Below are 15,594 nucleotides of genomic sequence, written 5' to 3' on the forward strand. Positions count from 1 at the left end.
CGCCACCCCTCGATCAAGGAGCCCCCATGCGCAGCACGATGATGCCGGAGCAGCTGAAAATCAGCACGATCCTGCAGTTCGGCTCGACCGTCCACTCCGATGCGGTCATCACCACCTGGACCGATCAGGGCCCACGGAAGATCTCCTTCGGGGACCTGGGCAAGCGCGCCGCTCAGTTGGCCCATGCGCTGCGCTCCCTCGGGGTTGACGGTGACCAGCGGGTCGCGACGTTCCAGTGGAACAACTCCGAGCACATGGAGGCGTACCTGGCGATCCCGTCGATGGGCGCGGTGCTGCACCCCCTGAACATCCGCCTGTTCCCGGATCAGCTCGAGTTCGTGGCCAATCACGCCGAGGACAAGGTCATCATCGTCGACCCGACCCTGATCCCGCTGCTGCAGCCGTTGCTGCCGCGGTTCTCCACGGTCGAGCACGTCCTCGTCACCGGTGGGGGCGCCGCGAACCTGGAGGCCCCCGAGGGGATCCGGGTGCATGACTACGAGGAGCTTCTCGCCGCGCAGCCCACGGAGTTCGAGTGGCCGGAGGTGGACGAGAACGACGGCGCCGCGATGTGTTACACCTCGGGCACCACGGGCGACCCGAAGGGCGTCGTCTACTCGCATCGCTCGATCTACCTGCACTCGATGCAGGTGTGCATGTCGGACGGCATGGATATCTCGGTCGACGACAACGTGCTGGCGATCGTGCCGATGTTCCACGCCATGTCGTGGGGCCTGCCGTACGCCGCGTTCATGGTGGGGGCGTCGTTGCTCATGCCGGAGCGTTTCCTGCAGCCGGAGCCGCTCGCGGCGATGATCGCCAGTGAGCGCCCGACCCTCGCGGCCGCCGTGCCCACCATCTGGATGGCGGTCGACGCGTACTCGGTCGACCATCCCATCGACATGTCGAGCTTCCGCTCCGTCGTCGTGGGCGGCAGCTCCTGCCCGGCGGAACTGATCCGCAAGTTCCGGGACAAGTACGGGATCAATATCACCCATGCGTGGGGCATGACCGAGACCTCGCCCATCGGCACGCTGTCCCGGCCGAAGGCGTCCCTGCCGGAGGACGAGCAGTTCAAGCTGCGTCTCACCCAGGGGCGGCTGCTCGCCGGCGTCGAGGCCCGGATCGTTGACGATGCCGGCACGGAGCTGCCCTGGGACGGGGAGTCCGTCGGCGAGCTGCAGGTCCGTGGACCGTGGATCACCGGGAGCTACTACAAGGTGGACGACTCGGATCAGTTCGACGACGGCTGGCTGCGCACCGGCGACGTGGGCTACATCAAGCCGGAGGGCTTCCTCCAGCTCACCGACCGCGCCAAGGACATCATCAAGTCCGGTGGCGAGTGGATCTCCTCGGTCGAGGTCGAGAACTACCTGCTCGAGCACCCGTCCGTGGCGGAGGCCGCGGTGATCGGCATCCCGGATCCCAAGTGGGACGAGCGGCCGCTGGCCACGATCGTGGTCAGGGACGGTGTGCCCGACCCGAGCGTCGAGGAGTTGCGCGATCACCTGGCCGAGCGGATGGCCAAGTGGCAGGTGCCGGAGAAGTTCGCGTTCGTCGACGAGATCCCCAAGACTTCGGTCGGCAAGCTCGACAAGAAGCGCATCCGCGTCTCGCATTCCGACGGCGACCTCACCGTGGTCAACGCCCTGGAGAACTAGGCAGGCGGAAGGTCGAACGCGGGAACGCGTCGTCGGCCAGCGGAGGGCCCGGGATTGCGGTATGGCCGCCCCCGGGCCCTTGCTTCTGCGCTACTTGCTGCTCGGTGCTCGGTGCTCGGTGCTCGGTGCCGGCCGCCACGCTGGCCGTCCCGCCGGCCGACACGCTGGCCGTCCCGCCCCCCGCCGCCGCGGCATCATCGCCGAGCAGAGGATTTCGCTCAGACCCACTCGGGCGATACAGGCGAAATCCTCTGGACGGCGGAGGCCGGGCGGGCGGCGGGGTCAGTTCGCGGCGACGCGGGCCAGCGGCCGCAGCGAGACGGGCAGTCCGTCCGCGGGGTAGGGCAGCGAGTCGTTCTTCATGGGCGGGACGTAGTCCAGCGGGACCGACCACTCGAAGTGGCGTAGCAGTGCACTGAGCACCAGCTTCGACTCGAGGTTGGCGAAGATCATGCCGAGGCACTTGTGCACCCCGCCGCCGAACGGCTCCCACGCGAAGCGGTGCGACTTGTCCTCCCGCCGCTCGTCGGAGAAGCGTTCGGGGTCGAAGATCTCCGGGTCCGTCCAGTACTCGGGCATGTGGTGCGAGTACAGCGGCATGATCGAGGTGAGCCGCCCGGCCGGGATCTCCACGCCCAGGATCTCGGTGTCCTTGACCGTCTTGCGTGCCATCACCGGCACCGGCGGGTGCAGGCGTAGCGACTCCTTCATCACCAACGCCAGATCGGGCAGCTCCTCCAGCTCGGCCATGGTGGGGTTCGGACCCAGGTCCTGGCACTGCCGGCGGAGCCGCTCCTGCCACTGGACGTCGCGGCCGAGCTCGTAGACCATCGACGTCACCGTGCTGGTGGTGGTGTCGTGCGCGGCCATGAGCAGGAAGATCATCTGGTTGATGATGTCGTCGTCGTCGATCCCGCCGGAGGCGTCCGCCACCTGGCACAGGGCGGAGAACAGGTCCTCTCCCGGGTTGGCGCGCCGGGCCGGCAGGTGGCGGCGCAGGAACTCCTCGAGCAGCCGGCGCCCCCGGGCCGCTCGGCCCCACTTGGTGAACGGCACCGCGGTGGAACGAACATAGCCGTTCGCGGCCTGGACGCAGTCGACGAATGCCGTGTTGACCTTGTCGAGCTCCCCGGGGGCCGCGTATTCGGCACCTCCCATGAACACCTCGGTCGCCAGGTCGAGGGTGTGCGTCTTGAGCGCGGGATAGATCTGGAACGCCCGGTCCGGGGCCCAGGCGCCGATGCCCTCGTCGACCAACGGGGCGAGCCTGCGGGTGTAGCCCTCGAGCCGGGGACGGGTGAACGCCTCCTGCATGATGTGCCGGTAGTGGTGGTGCTCCTCGAAGTCGAGCAGCATCAGCCCGCGGTTGAAGAACGGCCCCACCAGGTATCCCCAGCCGGGGCCGCTGGCGAACGCCTTGTCCGCGTTCTGCAGGGCGGCCTGGCAGGCGTCGGGGCCGATCAGGGCGGTCCACGTGGCGCCGAGGAAGTTCAGGTCGGAGACGGGGCCGTGATCGCGATAGCGGCGGGCCATGGTCGCCAACGGGCTGTGGACGTATTCGAGCGTGCCGCCGAGGACCGGCAGCTTGGAGCGCAGTGGGGCCGGGCCGGGTCGGTAGACCCTCTCCCGCGGATCACCAGGGATGGACATCAGGCACCTCGTTGTCGGGTGACCCCAGTGTGTGACAGCCGTCACTAGTTGTCACGCGATCACCGAAACCGGCGGTGTCGTTTCTTTCACCCGCCCCCCTGGCGGCGGCTCGGCCAGCCGGCAGTCCCGCCGGCCGTGACACCACCGGCCGGCCGCCCCCGCCTGACTCAGGCTCGGGCGACCAGTGCGTCGATGTCCACGCCGTCGGGCAGGGCGCCGTACTCGGCCGAGCGGTCGTCGCCGAGCCGGGCCAGGCAGAACGCCTCCGCGACCGGGGCCGGTGCGTGGGCGAGCAGGACCGCGGCCTGCTGGGCCAGGGCCATCGCCTCCACCAGGCGGCGGGCGATCCCGGGCGCGGCGCCCGGGTCGGCGGCCGCGCGGCCGATCAGCGCGCGCACCCGCTCGACGTGCCGGTCGTACAGCTCGTGACCGCCCAGCTGCGCGGCCAGTTCGGCGTCGAACGCGGCCACGGACTCCGGCTCGCGGGCCATCGCCCGCAGCACGTCGAGCGCGATGACGTTGCCCGAGCCCTCCCACACCGCGAGGACCGGCTGCTCCCGGTAGCGGCGGGCGAGCGGGAACGACTCGGTGTACCCGTTGCCGCCGAGACACTCCAGCGACTCGTAGGCGTGGTTCGGCCCGCGCTTGCAGATCCAGTACTTGGCGACCGCGGTGGCGAGCCGGCGGTAGGGGGCGAACTCGTCGTCGTCGTACGCCGAGGCCAGGCGCAGCGCGGTCCACGTCGCGGCCTCCGCCTCGAGCTGCAGGTCCGCCAGGACCGCGGCCATCGCGGGCTGGTCCACCAGCGTCGCGCCGAACGCGGCCCGGTGCCGGGCGTGCCACGCCGCCTCGGCCACGCCCTGGCGCATGCCCGCCGCCGCCCCGAGGACGCAGTCCAGGCGGGTCCGGCCGACCATCTCGATGATCGTGCGCACCCCGCGGCCGGGTTCGCCGACCATCCAGCCGAGCGTGCCGTCGAACTCCACCTCCGAGGACGCGTTGGACTTGTTCCCCAGCTTGTCCTTGAGGCGCTGCACGAGGAACGGGTTCTGCTCGCCGCCGGGCAGGACCCGCGGGACGAGGAAGCAGCTCAGGCCGGCCGGCGCCTGCGCCAGGACGAGGAACGCGTCCGACTGCGGGGCCGAGCAGAACCACTTGTGCCCGCGCAGGACGTGGCAGTCACCGTCACCGACGGGCTCGGCGGTGGTGGTGTTGGCGCGGACGTCCGAGCCGCCTTGCTTCTCGGTCATGGCCATCCCGAACAGCACGCCCGACTTGGTGGCGGGGTCGCGCAGCTCGGGGTCGTACACCGTCGACAGCAGCGCCGGCTCCCACTCGGCGGCCAGCTCGGGGCTCAGCCGCAGCGACGGGACCACCGCGTGCGTCATCGACAGCGGGCACCCGTGGCCGGCCTCGATCTGCGACACCAGCATGAACCCCACGGCCCGCTCGACGTTCGCCCCCGGCCCCGGGTCGGCCCACGCCGAGGTGTGCAGCCCGTGGGACACCGAGTACTCCATGATCCGGTGGTAGGCGGGGTGGAACTCGATCTCGTCGACCCGGTTGCCCCACCGGTCGTGCGCGCGGTGCACCGGCGTGAGGGTGTTGGCCAGCTCCGCGTCGTGTTGGTACTGCTCGGTGCCCACGTGGCGGCCGATCTCGTGGAACCTCTCGACGCGGGCGTGCGGCGAGAACACCGCGACGGCCTCCTGCAGTGCCGGGTTGAGGGCGTACTCGTCCACGTCCACGCGGGGCGGCGCCTGGTTGAGGACCACGTGGGTACTGCGGTGTCGGGTCGAGGACATGGGTGCTCCCCCTCTAGCTCTTGAAGTACATCAACTGCGTGCCCGTGGCCAGCAGCGTGCCGTCGCGGCTCCACAGGCGCGCGGCTTCGTCGTGGTAGTTGCCGTGGAACCGGTGCGAGTGCACGCTGCCGAGCAGGAAGTCCGTGCCCTGGGCGGCGATCTCGTCGGCGGTGGCCAGGAAGTGGATGGTCAACGTCACCGTGCCCGCCGGGACCGGCCGACCGAGCCGGAGGAACGACCTCGGGAAGAACGAATCACACAGGGACGTCAGGGCGAGATGGTCGAGTCCGCGGGGCTGGGCGTCGCGGATCCACATCGTCGTCGTCGACTCCGGTTGCTCCTCACCGGAGGCCACGTCGTCCCACCCGCCGGTGACGAACCGCATGTCGTAGTTGTCGACCCACCGCACGCCGCGGTCCGACGTGGCGGCGGTGAGATCCTCCGGCGCGGGGACGGCCGGCGGGGCGGTCTCGGTCTCCGACCACGTCTCGCTGCGCAGGCCGGTGATCGCGGTGGCGGTGGTGACGACCTCGTCGCCCTGGCGCATCTCCACCCACCAGTGCTGGTTGGAGCGGTTGGTGCGGGCGGGGCGGGCCTCGATCTCGAACTCGCCCTCGGCGACCGGACCGGCGTAGTTGAGGGTCAGCGCGAGCGGGTCGCCGTGCTTGTCGGGGTGCTGCAGGATCGCGCCCAGCATGGTGGCCGCGGTGATGCCGCCGAACGGCCCGACCATGTTGGCCCACGCGGCGTGGGTGCGGCCGCGGAAGAGGTTCTCGCCGACCGGCTCCAGCGCGACCGCCTCGTCGAACACGTGGGTGGGGGCGTCCTGACCGGTCACGGGACCTCCTGTGGGGCGAGGGGATGGGCGCGGGCTCACCGTACCGAGGAGAGGGGCGACGACGACGAGGAACGCCCGCCATCGGGGATCGTCCGGCTTTTCTCGGGGTTGCGAGGCAGCGGCCGCGCAGGTGGGGCGGGTGAAACCCGTTGACCCTCTTGACGACGTTTATATAGTAAAGATGACCTCACAATGGGTGTGGCTCCGAGCGTGCAGGAGACGCGCGATGACCGGACTGCCCAAGTTCGCCGCCTCGAGAACGCTGATCGCTGCCGCCGCGGCGCTCGCCGCCGTGCTCGTCGTGGCGTTCGGCGTGGTGGCTATCGTCAGACCCGGAGACCAGCGCTCGGAACCGGTGGCCACCGACGCCACGACGTCCTCCCCTGCGACCTCGCCCTCGTCGCCCCGCATGTCGCGGCTCATGCCGCGCTCCTCGGCGCCGGAGGTCACCGGGATGCTCGAGGTGTCGGGACCGGAGTGCGATGCCGGGGTGATCAACTCCGACCTGTTGTACCCGAACAGCGGCGCGCGGATCATCGACTGCGGGTCCGGGTGGGCGGTCATGGCCAGCGCGGTGTCGGGCGACCCCTACTGGGTCGCGTATTCCGACGGCAGGTGGCGCAGGGTCGGGGACGTGTCGATCTACCTGGGGACGTGTCCGGACGAGGCGATCGCCCTGGGCGCCCCGGCGTGGATGGCGCAGAAGCACCTGGGGGACTGCTCGTCACGGGGCCGGAGCGCCCCGCCGGCGCTGGGGGCGGCGACGGTCGCGTCCACGCCCACGCCTCGCGCGACGACCGTGTCCCCGGCCACGACCTCCCCGACTCGCACGAGTACGCGGACCGGGTCGCCGTCGGAGGAGTCGACGTCATCTCCGGCGAGCACCTCGAGGACCACTGCCACCACGCCGGCGTCCTCCACGCCCACCCAGGTGCCGACATCCACCTCGCCGGGCAACGACGCGGCCGCGGACGGCGGGTAGCGACGCGAAAGGGATCCGGATCGGGCGTCGGTCGGGAGAGAATCTGGATCATGCAGCCAGTCCAGACGCCGACGTTCACCGAACTCACCGAGGGGCGGATCGCCCCGCCCATGGCCGCCCGCCCGGGCCCGGATCTCGCCGCGGCGGGGTTCACGGAGACGGAGTGGGCCGCGTCCGGTGAGGCGGTGTCCTACTCGGTCGGCGAACTGCCCACTGGCGGGCGCATCCAGCTGGCTCAGGCCGATTCGGCGCCGTTCGCCACCCGCGTGCTGGTCCGCCGCCCCGACGCCGCCCGGTTCAGCGGCGTGGTGCTGGTCGAGTGGCTCAACGTCAGCGGCGGCCAGGACGCCGCGCCGGAGTACACCTACCTCGCCGACGAGATCGTGCGCGCCGGTCACGCGTGGGTCGGGGTGTCGGCGCAGTTCATCGGTGTCGAGGGTGGCGACGCCGCCGTGGGGATGGGCGGGCAGACCGTCGGCCTGCGGGCGCAGCGGGCCGAGCGCTACGGCGAGCTCCACCATCCGGGGGACGCGTACTCCTATGACATCGTCACCCAGGTGGGCCGGTTCTGCCGCGATGCGCGCGACGACGGCCCGCTGGCCGGGCTGGTGCCGGAGACGGTGATCGCGATCGGGGAGTCGCAGTCGGCGATCGCCCTGACCTCCTACATCGACGGTGTGCACCCGCTGGTCGGCGTGTTCGACGGGTTCCTGCTGCACAGCCGTGGCGGGGGCGCGCTGCCGTTCGACGACAGGGGTTGCGCGGCCGGCATCGCCACCGCCGTCCGCTCGTCCACGATGCTCCTGCGCGACGATCTCGATACGCCCGTGCTGGTCGTGCAGGCCGAGGGTGATCTGGGTGGGTTGCTCGACTCGGCCCGCTCGCGCCAGCCCGATTCGGAGAACGTGGCGACCTGGGAGATCGCGGGCCAGGCGCACGCGGACGCCTACCAGTTGGGCGAGCTGGCGGGTCTGGTCGACTGCGGGGGCGCCATCAACAGTGGCCAGCAGGTGTTCGTGGTGCGGGCCGCGCTGCGTCACCTGGTGTCGTGGGTGGCGGGCGGGTCGCGACCGCCTTCCGCGCTGCCGGTCGAACTCGACGACGACGAGGTGGTCCCCGGCGATCTGGGCATCGGCCGGGGTGGCGTGCGGACCCCGGCCGTGGAGGCGCCGGTCGAGAGATTGGTCGGTGCGCCGTACCCGCAGTCCGCGCCGTTCTGCATGCTCCTCGGTCGCACGGAGGAGGTGGCCGAGGAGCAGTTGCGTCAGCGGTGGTCAGGCCGCGACGAGTACCTGCGGGCCTACGAGGAGGCCACCGACCGGCTCATCGCCGAGGGTTTCCTGCTGGCCGATGACCGCGCGGAGATCCTCGCCGACGCCCGCCCGGAGCGCATCAGCTGGTGAGCGTGGGCCGGCCGGGGGCGCATATGCTCCGATGAGGTACACCCGTGCGGGACGCTACGCCGCCAACCATCGCCGCTGTGTCACAGGGTGGTTTCTGGAGTTATGAAACGCCGTCCCTTCGGGTCTAGTGTGTAGTGGTACAGATTCCGGACGAAAGGCTCTTTCGATGGCTGATCGAATCGGGACGTTGCTGAACCGTTCGGGCGACGGTGGCGAGGAGGTGCTCATCGTCAGCCGCGGGAAGGTGCGGACTCGGTTCCGTCGCCGGGATGAGTTGGGCTGGAACTTTCGGGTGGAGTCGACGGACTCGGAGAACGTCATCGAGCGGAAGCCGAAACCGAAACCGAAGCCGGCTCGTCGGGCTTCGCGTCCGCGTGGGCAGCGGGTGGCGTACGTGCGTGTGTCGGCTGCTGATCAGAATGAGGCGCGTCAGCTCGAGGCGGTGGGGGAGTGCGACCGCGTCTACGTCGAGAAGCAGTCCGCACGCTCTCGTGCCGATCGGGTGAAGCTGGCCGAGTGCATCAGGTATCTGCGGGACGGTGACGAGCTGGTGGTCGCGTCGATGGACCGACTCGCCCGTTCCCTAGTCGATCTCAAGCAGATCGTTGGTGAGGTCACCGCGAAGGGCGCGAGCGTGGAGTTCGTACACGAGCGGGCCACCTACGCCGCTGGTGCCCAGGATCCTCGAGCCGACCTCATGCTGTCGCTACTCGGGGCGTTTGCCGAGTTTGAGCGGGCCATCATCCGTGAGCGCCAGGCCGAGGGCATCGCCATCGCCAAGGCGAAAGGCAAGTACAAGGGACGGAAACGCGTCCTGACCGACGAACAGATCGACAACGCCCGCACCCGCGTTGCGGCGGGGGAGGGGCCGACGGCGATCGCCCGAGACCTTGGGATTGGACGTTCCACGCTCTACCGGGCCCTGCAGCGCCGGGGGCGTAGTTGTTGATGGGTGGCCGACCTTGCAGTAGCCCTGCCACATCGAAGGAAAACGGGTGGTTTACGAAGATTTGATGAAGAAAACCGACTGCGGCGCCGATGCGCCACGCCCACGTCGCAGAGAATAGACACTGGGGCCACCTCGAGAGTCGAGGGTGTCGATTTCGAAGGGAAAGCGCGATGGATATGACGGGCATGATGGGCCAGGTGCACGACGTGCTGCACCAGCTGATGGCGTGGTTTCACCAGATGAGTGGAATGCCGATGATGGACATGATGGACATGGCGATGTAGAACACTACTTTCGCGGAGTGACCCGGTGGCGGGGGCGGGCAATTCGGGCCGCTGAAGTGTTCCCGGCGGCGATTCCACGCTTCGGCAGGGGCGACGCGTGTCGGGGCCGCGGCGCAACCGGTATCAGGGTGCCGGTACAACGTCGACTTCCCGGCCGCTGGTCAGTGCGTCCCACTCTGCCGGCCCGCGCTCACCGGAAGAGTGTCGCCGGGATGCCGTGCCCTGGCCGGCGATCACGGTAATTTCGTCCCTTCACCTTGGTTGCCTGATCGTTGACAGGGGCCGATCGAACAAATCACGCTGGTCTCGATGTCCGCGACTACGATGGCCGGACTTCTTGCCGCGGACCGTAAAACCGAGAGCATCCTGCCGAGTGCGATCGGCTTGCGCGGCCGTCGCCCGCAGGCCAGAGAACCTCGAACCCTGAGACGGTGCCGTTGCGCGCATCAGTCCAGTAGACCTTGCCGACCACGGCGTCGGTCACGTGAGCTGGCGCGAAACCGTGGACGCGACCGCGCGCACCGCATAGTTGGCCGGGTGGATGGCGACCCGGCCATGAGGCCGCCTCGGGGCCGGTCGGCTGGTGGGGTTCGCCGCACACCTCCGCCGGCGGTCGAATCCCTACGCGGGTGACCGCCTCGCTCCCGGAGCGCCACGGTAAAGTCTCAACTGCCGACATTGCGAGCAGAAGCCCAGCTTCGACTCCCTCGTCGTAGCGGTCAAGCCCCTGGTAGTGGTGTAACTCGTTTTTGATCCTTCGTTGGTGGTCAGGCGGGTAGTTGCATCAGTTCATCGGTGCTCACCTCCGTCGCCTGGCTGGTGTCGGTGTTGGTGGTCAGGGTGAGCCGGCAGCGGCTGAGCACTTCTAGGCCGAGGTATCGGCGGCCTTCGGCCCATTCGTCGGTCTGCTCGGCCAGGACGGCGCCGATGAGGCGGACGATGGCATCCCGGTTGGGGAAGATGCCCACGACGTCGGTGCGGCGGCGGATCTCGCGGTTGAGCCGCTCGGTGGGGTTGTTGGACCAGATCTGTCGCCACACGTCGTCGGGAAATGCGGTGAAGGCGAGCAGGTCTTCGCGGGCGTCGCCGAGGTGGTCGGCGACCTCGGGCAGCCGGTGCTCGGCGTACTCCAGCAGCCGGTCGAATTGCGCGTTGACCGCCTCCGCGGTGGGCTGGTCGTAGACGCTGTGCAGCATCGCCTTCACGGCCGGCCACATGGACTTGGGGCACACGGCCATGAGGTTCGCCGAGTAGTGGGTGCGGCAGCGTTGCCACGCGGCGCCGGGCAGGTTCGCCGCGATCGCCTCGATGAGCCCGGCGTGGGCATCGGAGGTCACCAGCCGCACCCCGCCCAGGCCGCGGGCAACCAGGTCGGCGAAGAAGGTGTTCCACGAGGCCGTGGTCTCACTGGTGGCGACCTGTATGCCCAGCACCTCGCGGTGGCCGTCGCCGTTGACGCCGGTGGCCAGCAGCACGGAAGCCTTGACGACCTGCTTGTTCTCGCGGACCTTGATCGTCAACGCATCGGCGGTGACGAAGGTGAACGGCCCGGCCTCGTCCAGGCGGCGGTGCCGGAACGCGGCGACCTGCTCGTCCAGGTCCTGGGCCATGCGTGAGACCTGCGACTTGGACAGCGAGTCGATACCCAGGGTCTTGACCAGCTTGTCCATCCGGCGGGTAGACACCCCGGCCAGATAGCAGTCGGCTACGACGGTGATCAGCGCGGACTCGGCTCGCTTGCGGCGCTCGAGCAGCCACTCGGGGAAGTAGCTGCCCGAGCGCAGCTTCGGGACGGCGACGTCGACGGTGCCGACCCGGGTATCCAGGGGCCGGTGGCGGTAGCCGTTGCGGTGGTTGGTGCGCTGTTCCGAGCGGGCGTTCCACTCGGCGCCGCACACGGCGTCGGCATCGGCGGAGAGCAATGCGTTGATCATGGTCTGCAGTAGCTCGCGCATCAGATCCGGCGACGCGTCGGCGAGGGCTTGGCCAAGCAGGCCTGCAGGGTCGACAATATGAGGTGCGGTCATCGTGATGACTCCGTTCGAGGATTCGGTAGAAGGTTGACTCGAAGGATCACACGGTGGCCGCTCTACACCCGTGCACAACACGGAATCGCAGACGATCTCGGCCACCGAGTTACACCACTCTATGGGGCACTACTGTCGTAGCTACTCCTGAGATGGTGGCCTCGTAAGCCTGATCGCTGCGCTTGCCGTTTGGTCTATGTACTTCTTTGCAGGACGCGGAGGGGGCTGGAGCACCGATAGATGTCGCATGAACCGTCAGTCGTCGGGGGGCCGAGCATCTCTCTCAGAACCGATTTTGCGGCGCGCAGACTTACGGTCCTTCCGCTTGCTGCCCAGGGGCAAGGTCATCCCCATGTGTCATTACTGCAGCTAGGTCAGGTTCAAAAGCGGGATCGGCCCGCTTCCAACTGGAAGCGGGCCGATCCCGATGCCTTTTAGGAGCAGCCCTGAACCGTCGCGGGATTGATGGCCACTCTTACGGAACGTTGATCGTCCGGGACGTTGATAATCCCGTTCGGGCCGAACGGGTCGAACCCGAAGGTGAGATAGGCGGGCTGGTCGGAAACCACCGAGCCTGCGGCCCCCAACGGGACCTCGTCCGTCTCGTAACCGGGATCCAAGAAAACGGACCACAGGGGCATCTTCCCGTAGACGACCTGCCCGGGCCAGTCGCCGTTCTTGGTCCCTTCATAGTTGAGCCACATGTAGCCCCGCTGGGTGGCGCTGAGTTTTCCGGAGATGCGGTAGCTACCGTTGCAGTTCTCAACGCGATAGTTCGCCGTTAGCCCCGTAGGTGTCGTCACGGTCTCGGTTAGCTGCGGGGCAGAGGTCGAACTCCCTAGGGAGCCAAAGTCCAGCGACTGAGCACTGGCCGTGGCTGTGCTGGCGATGGCCATGGCGACAGCTATAGCAGCGGCTTTTAATACGCGCATGCGTGTCCAACTTTCTGGTGAAGGGCTGCCAACCTGGGCTGGCCAGACTATCCTAGCGAGGACATGAGCGAAATCTAAGTAGCCGTTCGCCGGATGGTTAATGGGCCCTTCCGGTTCAAGAGTGCGTTGATCCGGAAGGGTCCGATATCTCAGGTAGGACTCAACCCTTGAAAGTTAAACAGAGAAATTATCTGTCTGCAGTTTGAGGGAGCCGGCACGATCAAGCGGACACTTATACGGGATGGAAATTACGGCATTTCCAAGAGGAACATTTTCGTTAGTGATGCGATCAATCACAAAGAATTCCATGTTGCGATCAGTTCCAGCCCAGTCCTCGTTCCACGCATACCCCGGGACTGGATAGAACATTACTTCAACGAACATACCGGAAGGGTTCCAAGTTTCAGTGGCCCAGGTGCGTCCAGAGTCCTTGTCTATCCACCCCAGGCGGCCTTGAGGCACTTCTGAGATCATATCGTTTACTTGCACCGATATTTTGCAACGCAATGCGTCTGTCGATTGGTGGGCGCTGACGTTAACAAAATATTGCGCGCCCTTTTGGGGGGTCACTGTGTCTTCGTTGTTGCTGTTTCCTGAACCCTGAGACAGGGACCCAAAGTCAAGCGATTGGGCAGATGCGGACGGCACAGCTAGGGCGGTGAGTGCAAACGCGCTGAGAGCTATCTTCAACTTCACGTCTGATCCTTTTGGAGACAAACTCGTCTCAAACTTGTCTGTGGTAGATGCTGTCTCGCAGTAGCAGTTTTCGAGCGTTTTGATCCGGCGGGGACTGGCATCTTTCTCCGAAACTGTATAGCACACGATGCGAGCGGCGGTTACATTACGTGGGCTAGGCGCCGCGTCCCGAGGGTTGTTGTTGCCCGTCGCGGCCTTCTGCCGCGAGTGCGGCGTCAGTCGCCAGGCCACGTGCAAGTCTCGCTTTGGGGACACGGCCCGCGGTCGCGTGAGTCGCTAGGAGGCTGCTGAACAATCCGGGTGTCCGCACCTCGGGTTGGCGGGGCGCCTGAAATACTGCGTGTATGCAGGGTGAGTCGGATCGGCAACGGGAATTGCTGGATGTGGAGTCGGTGGCGGGGCATCTGCTCGAGCCCGGCAGCGTGTTCGCGTTGCTGGCCGAGCATCGGGATCGCTTGTTCCCGGCGGAGTTGTTCGCCGATCTGTTTCCCTCGGGCCGGGGCCGGCCGTCGATCCCGGGGGAGGTGATCGCCTCGGTCATCGTGCTTCAGGCTCTGTTTGGGCACTCCGACCGGGAGGCCGTGGAAGCGTTGACGTTTGACCTGCGGTGGAAGGCCGCGTGCGGGTACGCGGTCGATGCGAAGGGCTTCGACTCGTCGACGTTGACTTACTGGCGGCGCCGGTTGGCGGCCAGCGAGCGTCCGCAGCGGATCTTCGAGGTGGTGCGCCAGGTCATCGCCGAGACCGGGGCGGTCAAGTCCAAGACCCGCCGGGCACTGGACTCGACGGTTCTGGATGATGCGGTGGCCCGTCAGGACACGATCACCCAGTTGATCGCCCAGATCCGTCGGGTGGGCCGCGAGGTCCCCGACGCCAAAGACCTCATCGCCAGCGTGTGCACCCGCCTGGCCCAGGTGACCGGCCACGGATACGAGACGGCGGGCAAACCGCGTATCGCCTGGGATGACCGGGCCGCCCGCGACGAGCTGGTCTCGGCCCTGGTCGCAGACGCTCTGGCACTGCTTGAGGCTCTGGATGTTGAGGCGATCACCGCCGCCGGCGGCAGACCAGCCGAGGCGGTGGCGCTGCTGGCATTGGTCGCCGGCCAGGACGTCGAGCCCGCCGAGGATTCCGATGGCACCGACGGCCGGTGGCGCATCGCCCGCCGCACCGTCCCGGACCGGGTGATCTCTACCGTGGACCCCGATGCCCGGCACGCGCACAAGACCCAGCAGCGTCGCCAGGACGGGTTCAAAGCCCACATCGTGGTCGAACCCGATACCGGGCTGACCACTGCGGCCCGGCTGACTCGGGCCAGCGGTCCGGACAATTCCGACGCCGCCGTCGGTGCGGACCTGGTGACCACAGATCCCACCACTACAGACGTCGAACACATTGAAGTGCTCGGAGACTCGGCGTACGCCACCGGAGACATGCTGGCCACCCTCGCCGGAAAGCAGTGGCTGCCCCTGGTCAAACCCTGGCCGACCAGGCCCGCTGTGGAGGGCGGGTTTGGTCTGGATGACTTCACCTTCGATGCCTCGGCAAACACGTTGACCTGCCCGGCTGATGTCACGCGGACAGTGTCGCCGCAGGGCCGGGCGAAGTTCGGTGCGGCCTGCCGGCAGTGTCCGCTGCGCCAGCGGTGCACCACCTCACAATCCGGCCGCTCGGTGCTGCTGGCGAGCACCATGTGCTGCAACGCCAGCACCGCCAGCGCGCACAGGGCGAGGACTTCCGGGCCACCTACCGGCAGCATCGCCCGATGGTGGAACGCTCCATCGCCTGGCTCACCCGAGGCGCCCGACGAGTGCCCTATCGCGGGGTGGATAAGAACAACAGCTGGCTCCACCACCGCGCCGCCGCCCTCAACCTACGACGCCTGCTCGCCATGGGGCTGACCATGGAGAACGGGACCTGGGCCCTGGCCTGACCCAGTAACCAGGGCCTCATGAACCTCCCTGCTGCAGGCCGGTCAGCCACACGAGGACCACAAGCGGGCGCATCGCTCCCAGTCGCCGTACCCAGAGCGCTGACCTGAATCGCCGCTTGACGGCCCACCGAGACCGATCCGCAAGCCGCTCACACCACCGCAACCCCCAATGGCGCCTTGTTCAGCAGCCTCCTAGTGCTGATGGCCAATCGCTGCGCAGGTCGAGACGGCTTCTTGAGACTTCAGACCACACCATCAGCGCGCGACGAACCGGTGAGTCCGGGTGTCGTTCTGCCGTCTCGTAAAGCTGTAGGTTTTTAAGGCACATTCACGGCGCCAGGCGGGCCGCCGCGGGAGCCCTCGTCCACCCCGCTGGGGCCGCGGGTTTCAGGCGCAGCATGACGTCGGCATCTGGTTTCGGAAGAGGCCGGCCA

Annotated in this window: 10 protein-coding genes and 1 pseudogene; 5 read left to right on the plus strand and 6 right to left on the minus strand. The window is 67.8% G+C overall.

The features are described from left to right. Positions 1–26: 26 nt before the first annotated feature. Entirely contained in the window at positions 27–1,661 is a 1,635-nt protein-coding gene (locus J1M64_RS17945; RefSeq protein ID WP_120285489.1) for a long-chain fatty acid--CoA ligase, read from the plus strand. Between the two features lie 282 nt (positions 1,662–1,943). Here J1M64_RS17945 and J1M64_RS17950 read toward each other — a convergent pair whose 3' ends face one another. From J1M64_RS17950 to J1M64_RS17960, 3 genes are all read right to left on the minus strand, one after another. Further along, complete coding sequence (locus J1M64_RS17950) at positions 1,944–3,311, minus strand: cytochrome P450 (protein WP_206475072.1); 1,368 nt, start codon at positions 3,309–3,311, stop codon at positions 1,944–1,946. A 167-nt stretch (positions 3,312–3,478) separates the two neighbouring features. Continuing rightward, positions 3,479–5,116: an acyl-CoA dehydrogenase family protein gene (locus J1M64_RS17955; protein WP_206475073.1), complete on the minus strand. Its 1,638-nt coding sequence runs from the start codon at positions 5,114–5,116 to the stop codon at positions 3,479–3,481. Positions 5,117–5,129: 13 nt separating this feature from the next. After that, positions 5,130–5,954, minus strand: a complete 825-nt coding sequence (locus J1M64_RS17960) for an acyl-CoA thioesterase II (protein WP_206475074.1) — start codon at positions 5,952–5,954, stop codon at positions 5,130–5,132. A 226-nt stretch (positions 5,955–6,180) separates the two neighbouring features. Between J1M64_RS17960 and J1M64_RS17965 the strand changes: the two genes are divergently transcribed. The 3 genes from J1M64_RS17965 to J1M64_RS17975 all read left to right on the plus strand — a co-directional run bounded on the left by J1M64_RS17965 (position 6,181) and on the right by J1M64_RS17975 (position 9,288). Further along, entirely contained in the window at positions 6,181–6,936 is a 756-nt protein-coding gene (locus J1M64_RS17965; RefSeq protein ID WP_206475075.1) for a hypothetical protein, read from the plus strand. A gap of 50 nt (positions 6,937–6,986) precedes the next feature. Beyond that, complete coding sequence (locus J1M64_RS17970; RefSeq protein ID WP_206475076.1) at positions 6,987–8,339, plus strand: alpha/beta hydrolase domain-containing protein; 1,353 nt, start codon at positions 6,987–6,989, stop codon at positions 8,337–8,339. A gap of 166 nt (positions 8,340–8,505) precedes the next feature. After that, positions 8,506–9,288 carry a recombinase family protein gene (locus J1M64_RS17975; protein ID WP_206475077.1) on the plus strand — a complete coding sequence of 261 codons (783 nt, stop codon included), beginning with the start codon at positions 8,506–8,508 and terminating at the stop codon, positions 9,286–9,288. A 1,051-nt stretch (positions 9,289–10,339) separates the two neighbouring features. On the opposite strand, the gene J1M64_RS17980 is transcribed toward J1M64_RS17975, so the two are convergent. The 3 genes from J1M64_RS17980 to J1M64_RS17990 all read right to left on the minus strand — a co-directional run bounded on the left by J1M64_RS17980 (position 10,340) and on the right by J1M64_RS17990 (position 13,227). Then, entirely contained in the window at positions 10,340–11,599 is a 1,260-nt protein-coding gene (locus J1M64_RS17980; RefSeq protein ID WP_068162682.1) for an IS256 family transposase, read from the minus strand. Between the two features lie 434 nt (positions 11,600–12,033). Beyond that, positions 12,034–12,495, minus strand: a complete 462-nt coding sequence (locus J1M64_RS17985; protein ID WP_206475078.1) for a hypothetical protein — start codon at positions 12,493–12,495, stop codon at positions 12,034–12,036. 210 nt (positions 12,496–12,705) lie between these two features. Continuing rightward, positions 12,706–13,227 (minus strand): hypothetical protein, encoded by a 522-nt coding sequence (locus tag J1M64_RS17990; RefSeq protein ID WP_206475079.1) that lies wholly within the window; start codon positions 13,225–13,227, stop codon positions 12,706–12,708. Positions 13,228–13,571: 344 nt separating this feature from the next. On the opposite strand from J1M64_RS17990, the pseudogene J1M64_RS17995 reads away from it, so the two are divergent. Then, a pseudogene (locus J1M64_RS17995) lies at positions 13,572–15,160 on the plus strand (IS1182 family transposase). Positions 15,161–15,594 lie beyond the last annotated feature (434 nt).

The sequence above is a fragment of the Dietzia sp. KRD202 genome (assembly GCF_017168155.1).
Lineage (GTDB): Bacteria > Actinomycetota > Actinomycetes > Mycobacteriales > Mycobacteriaceae > Dietzia > Dietzia kunjamensis.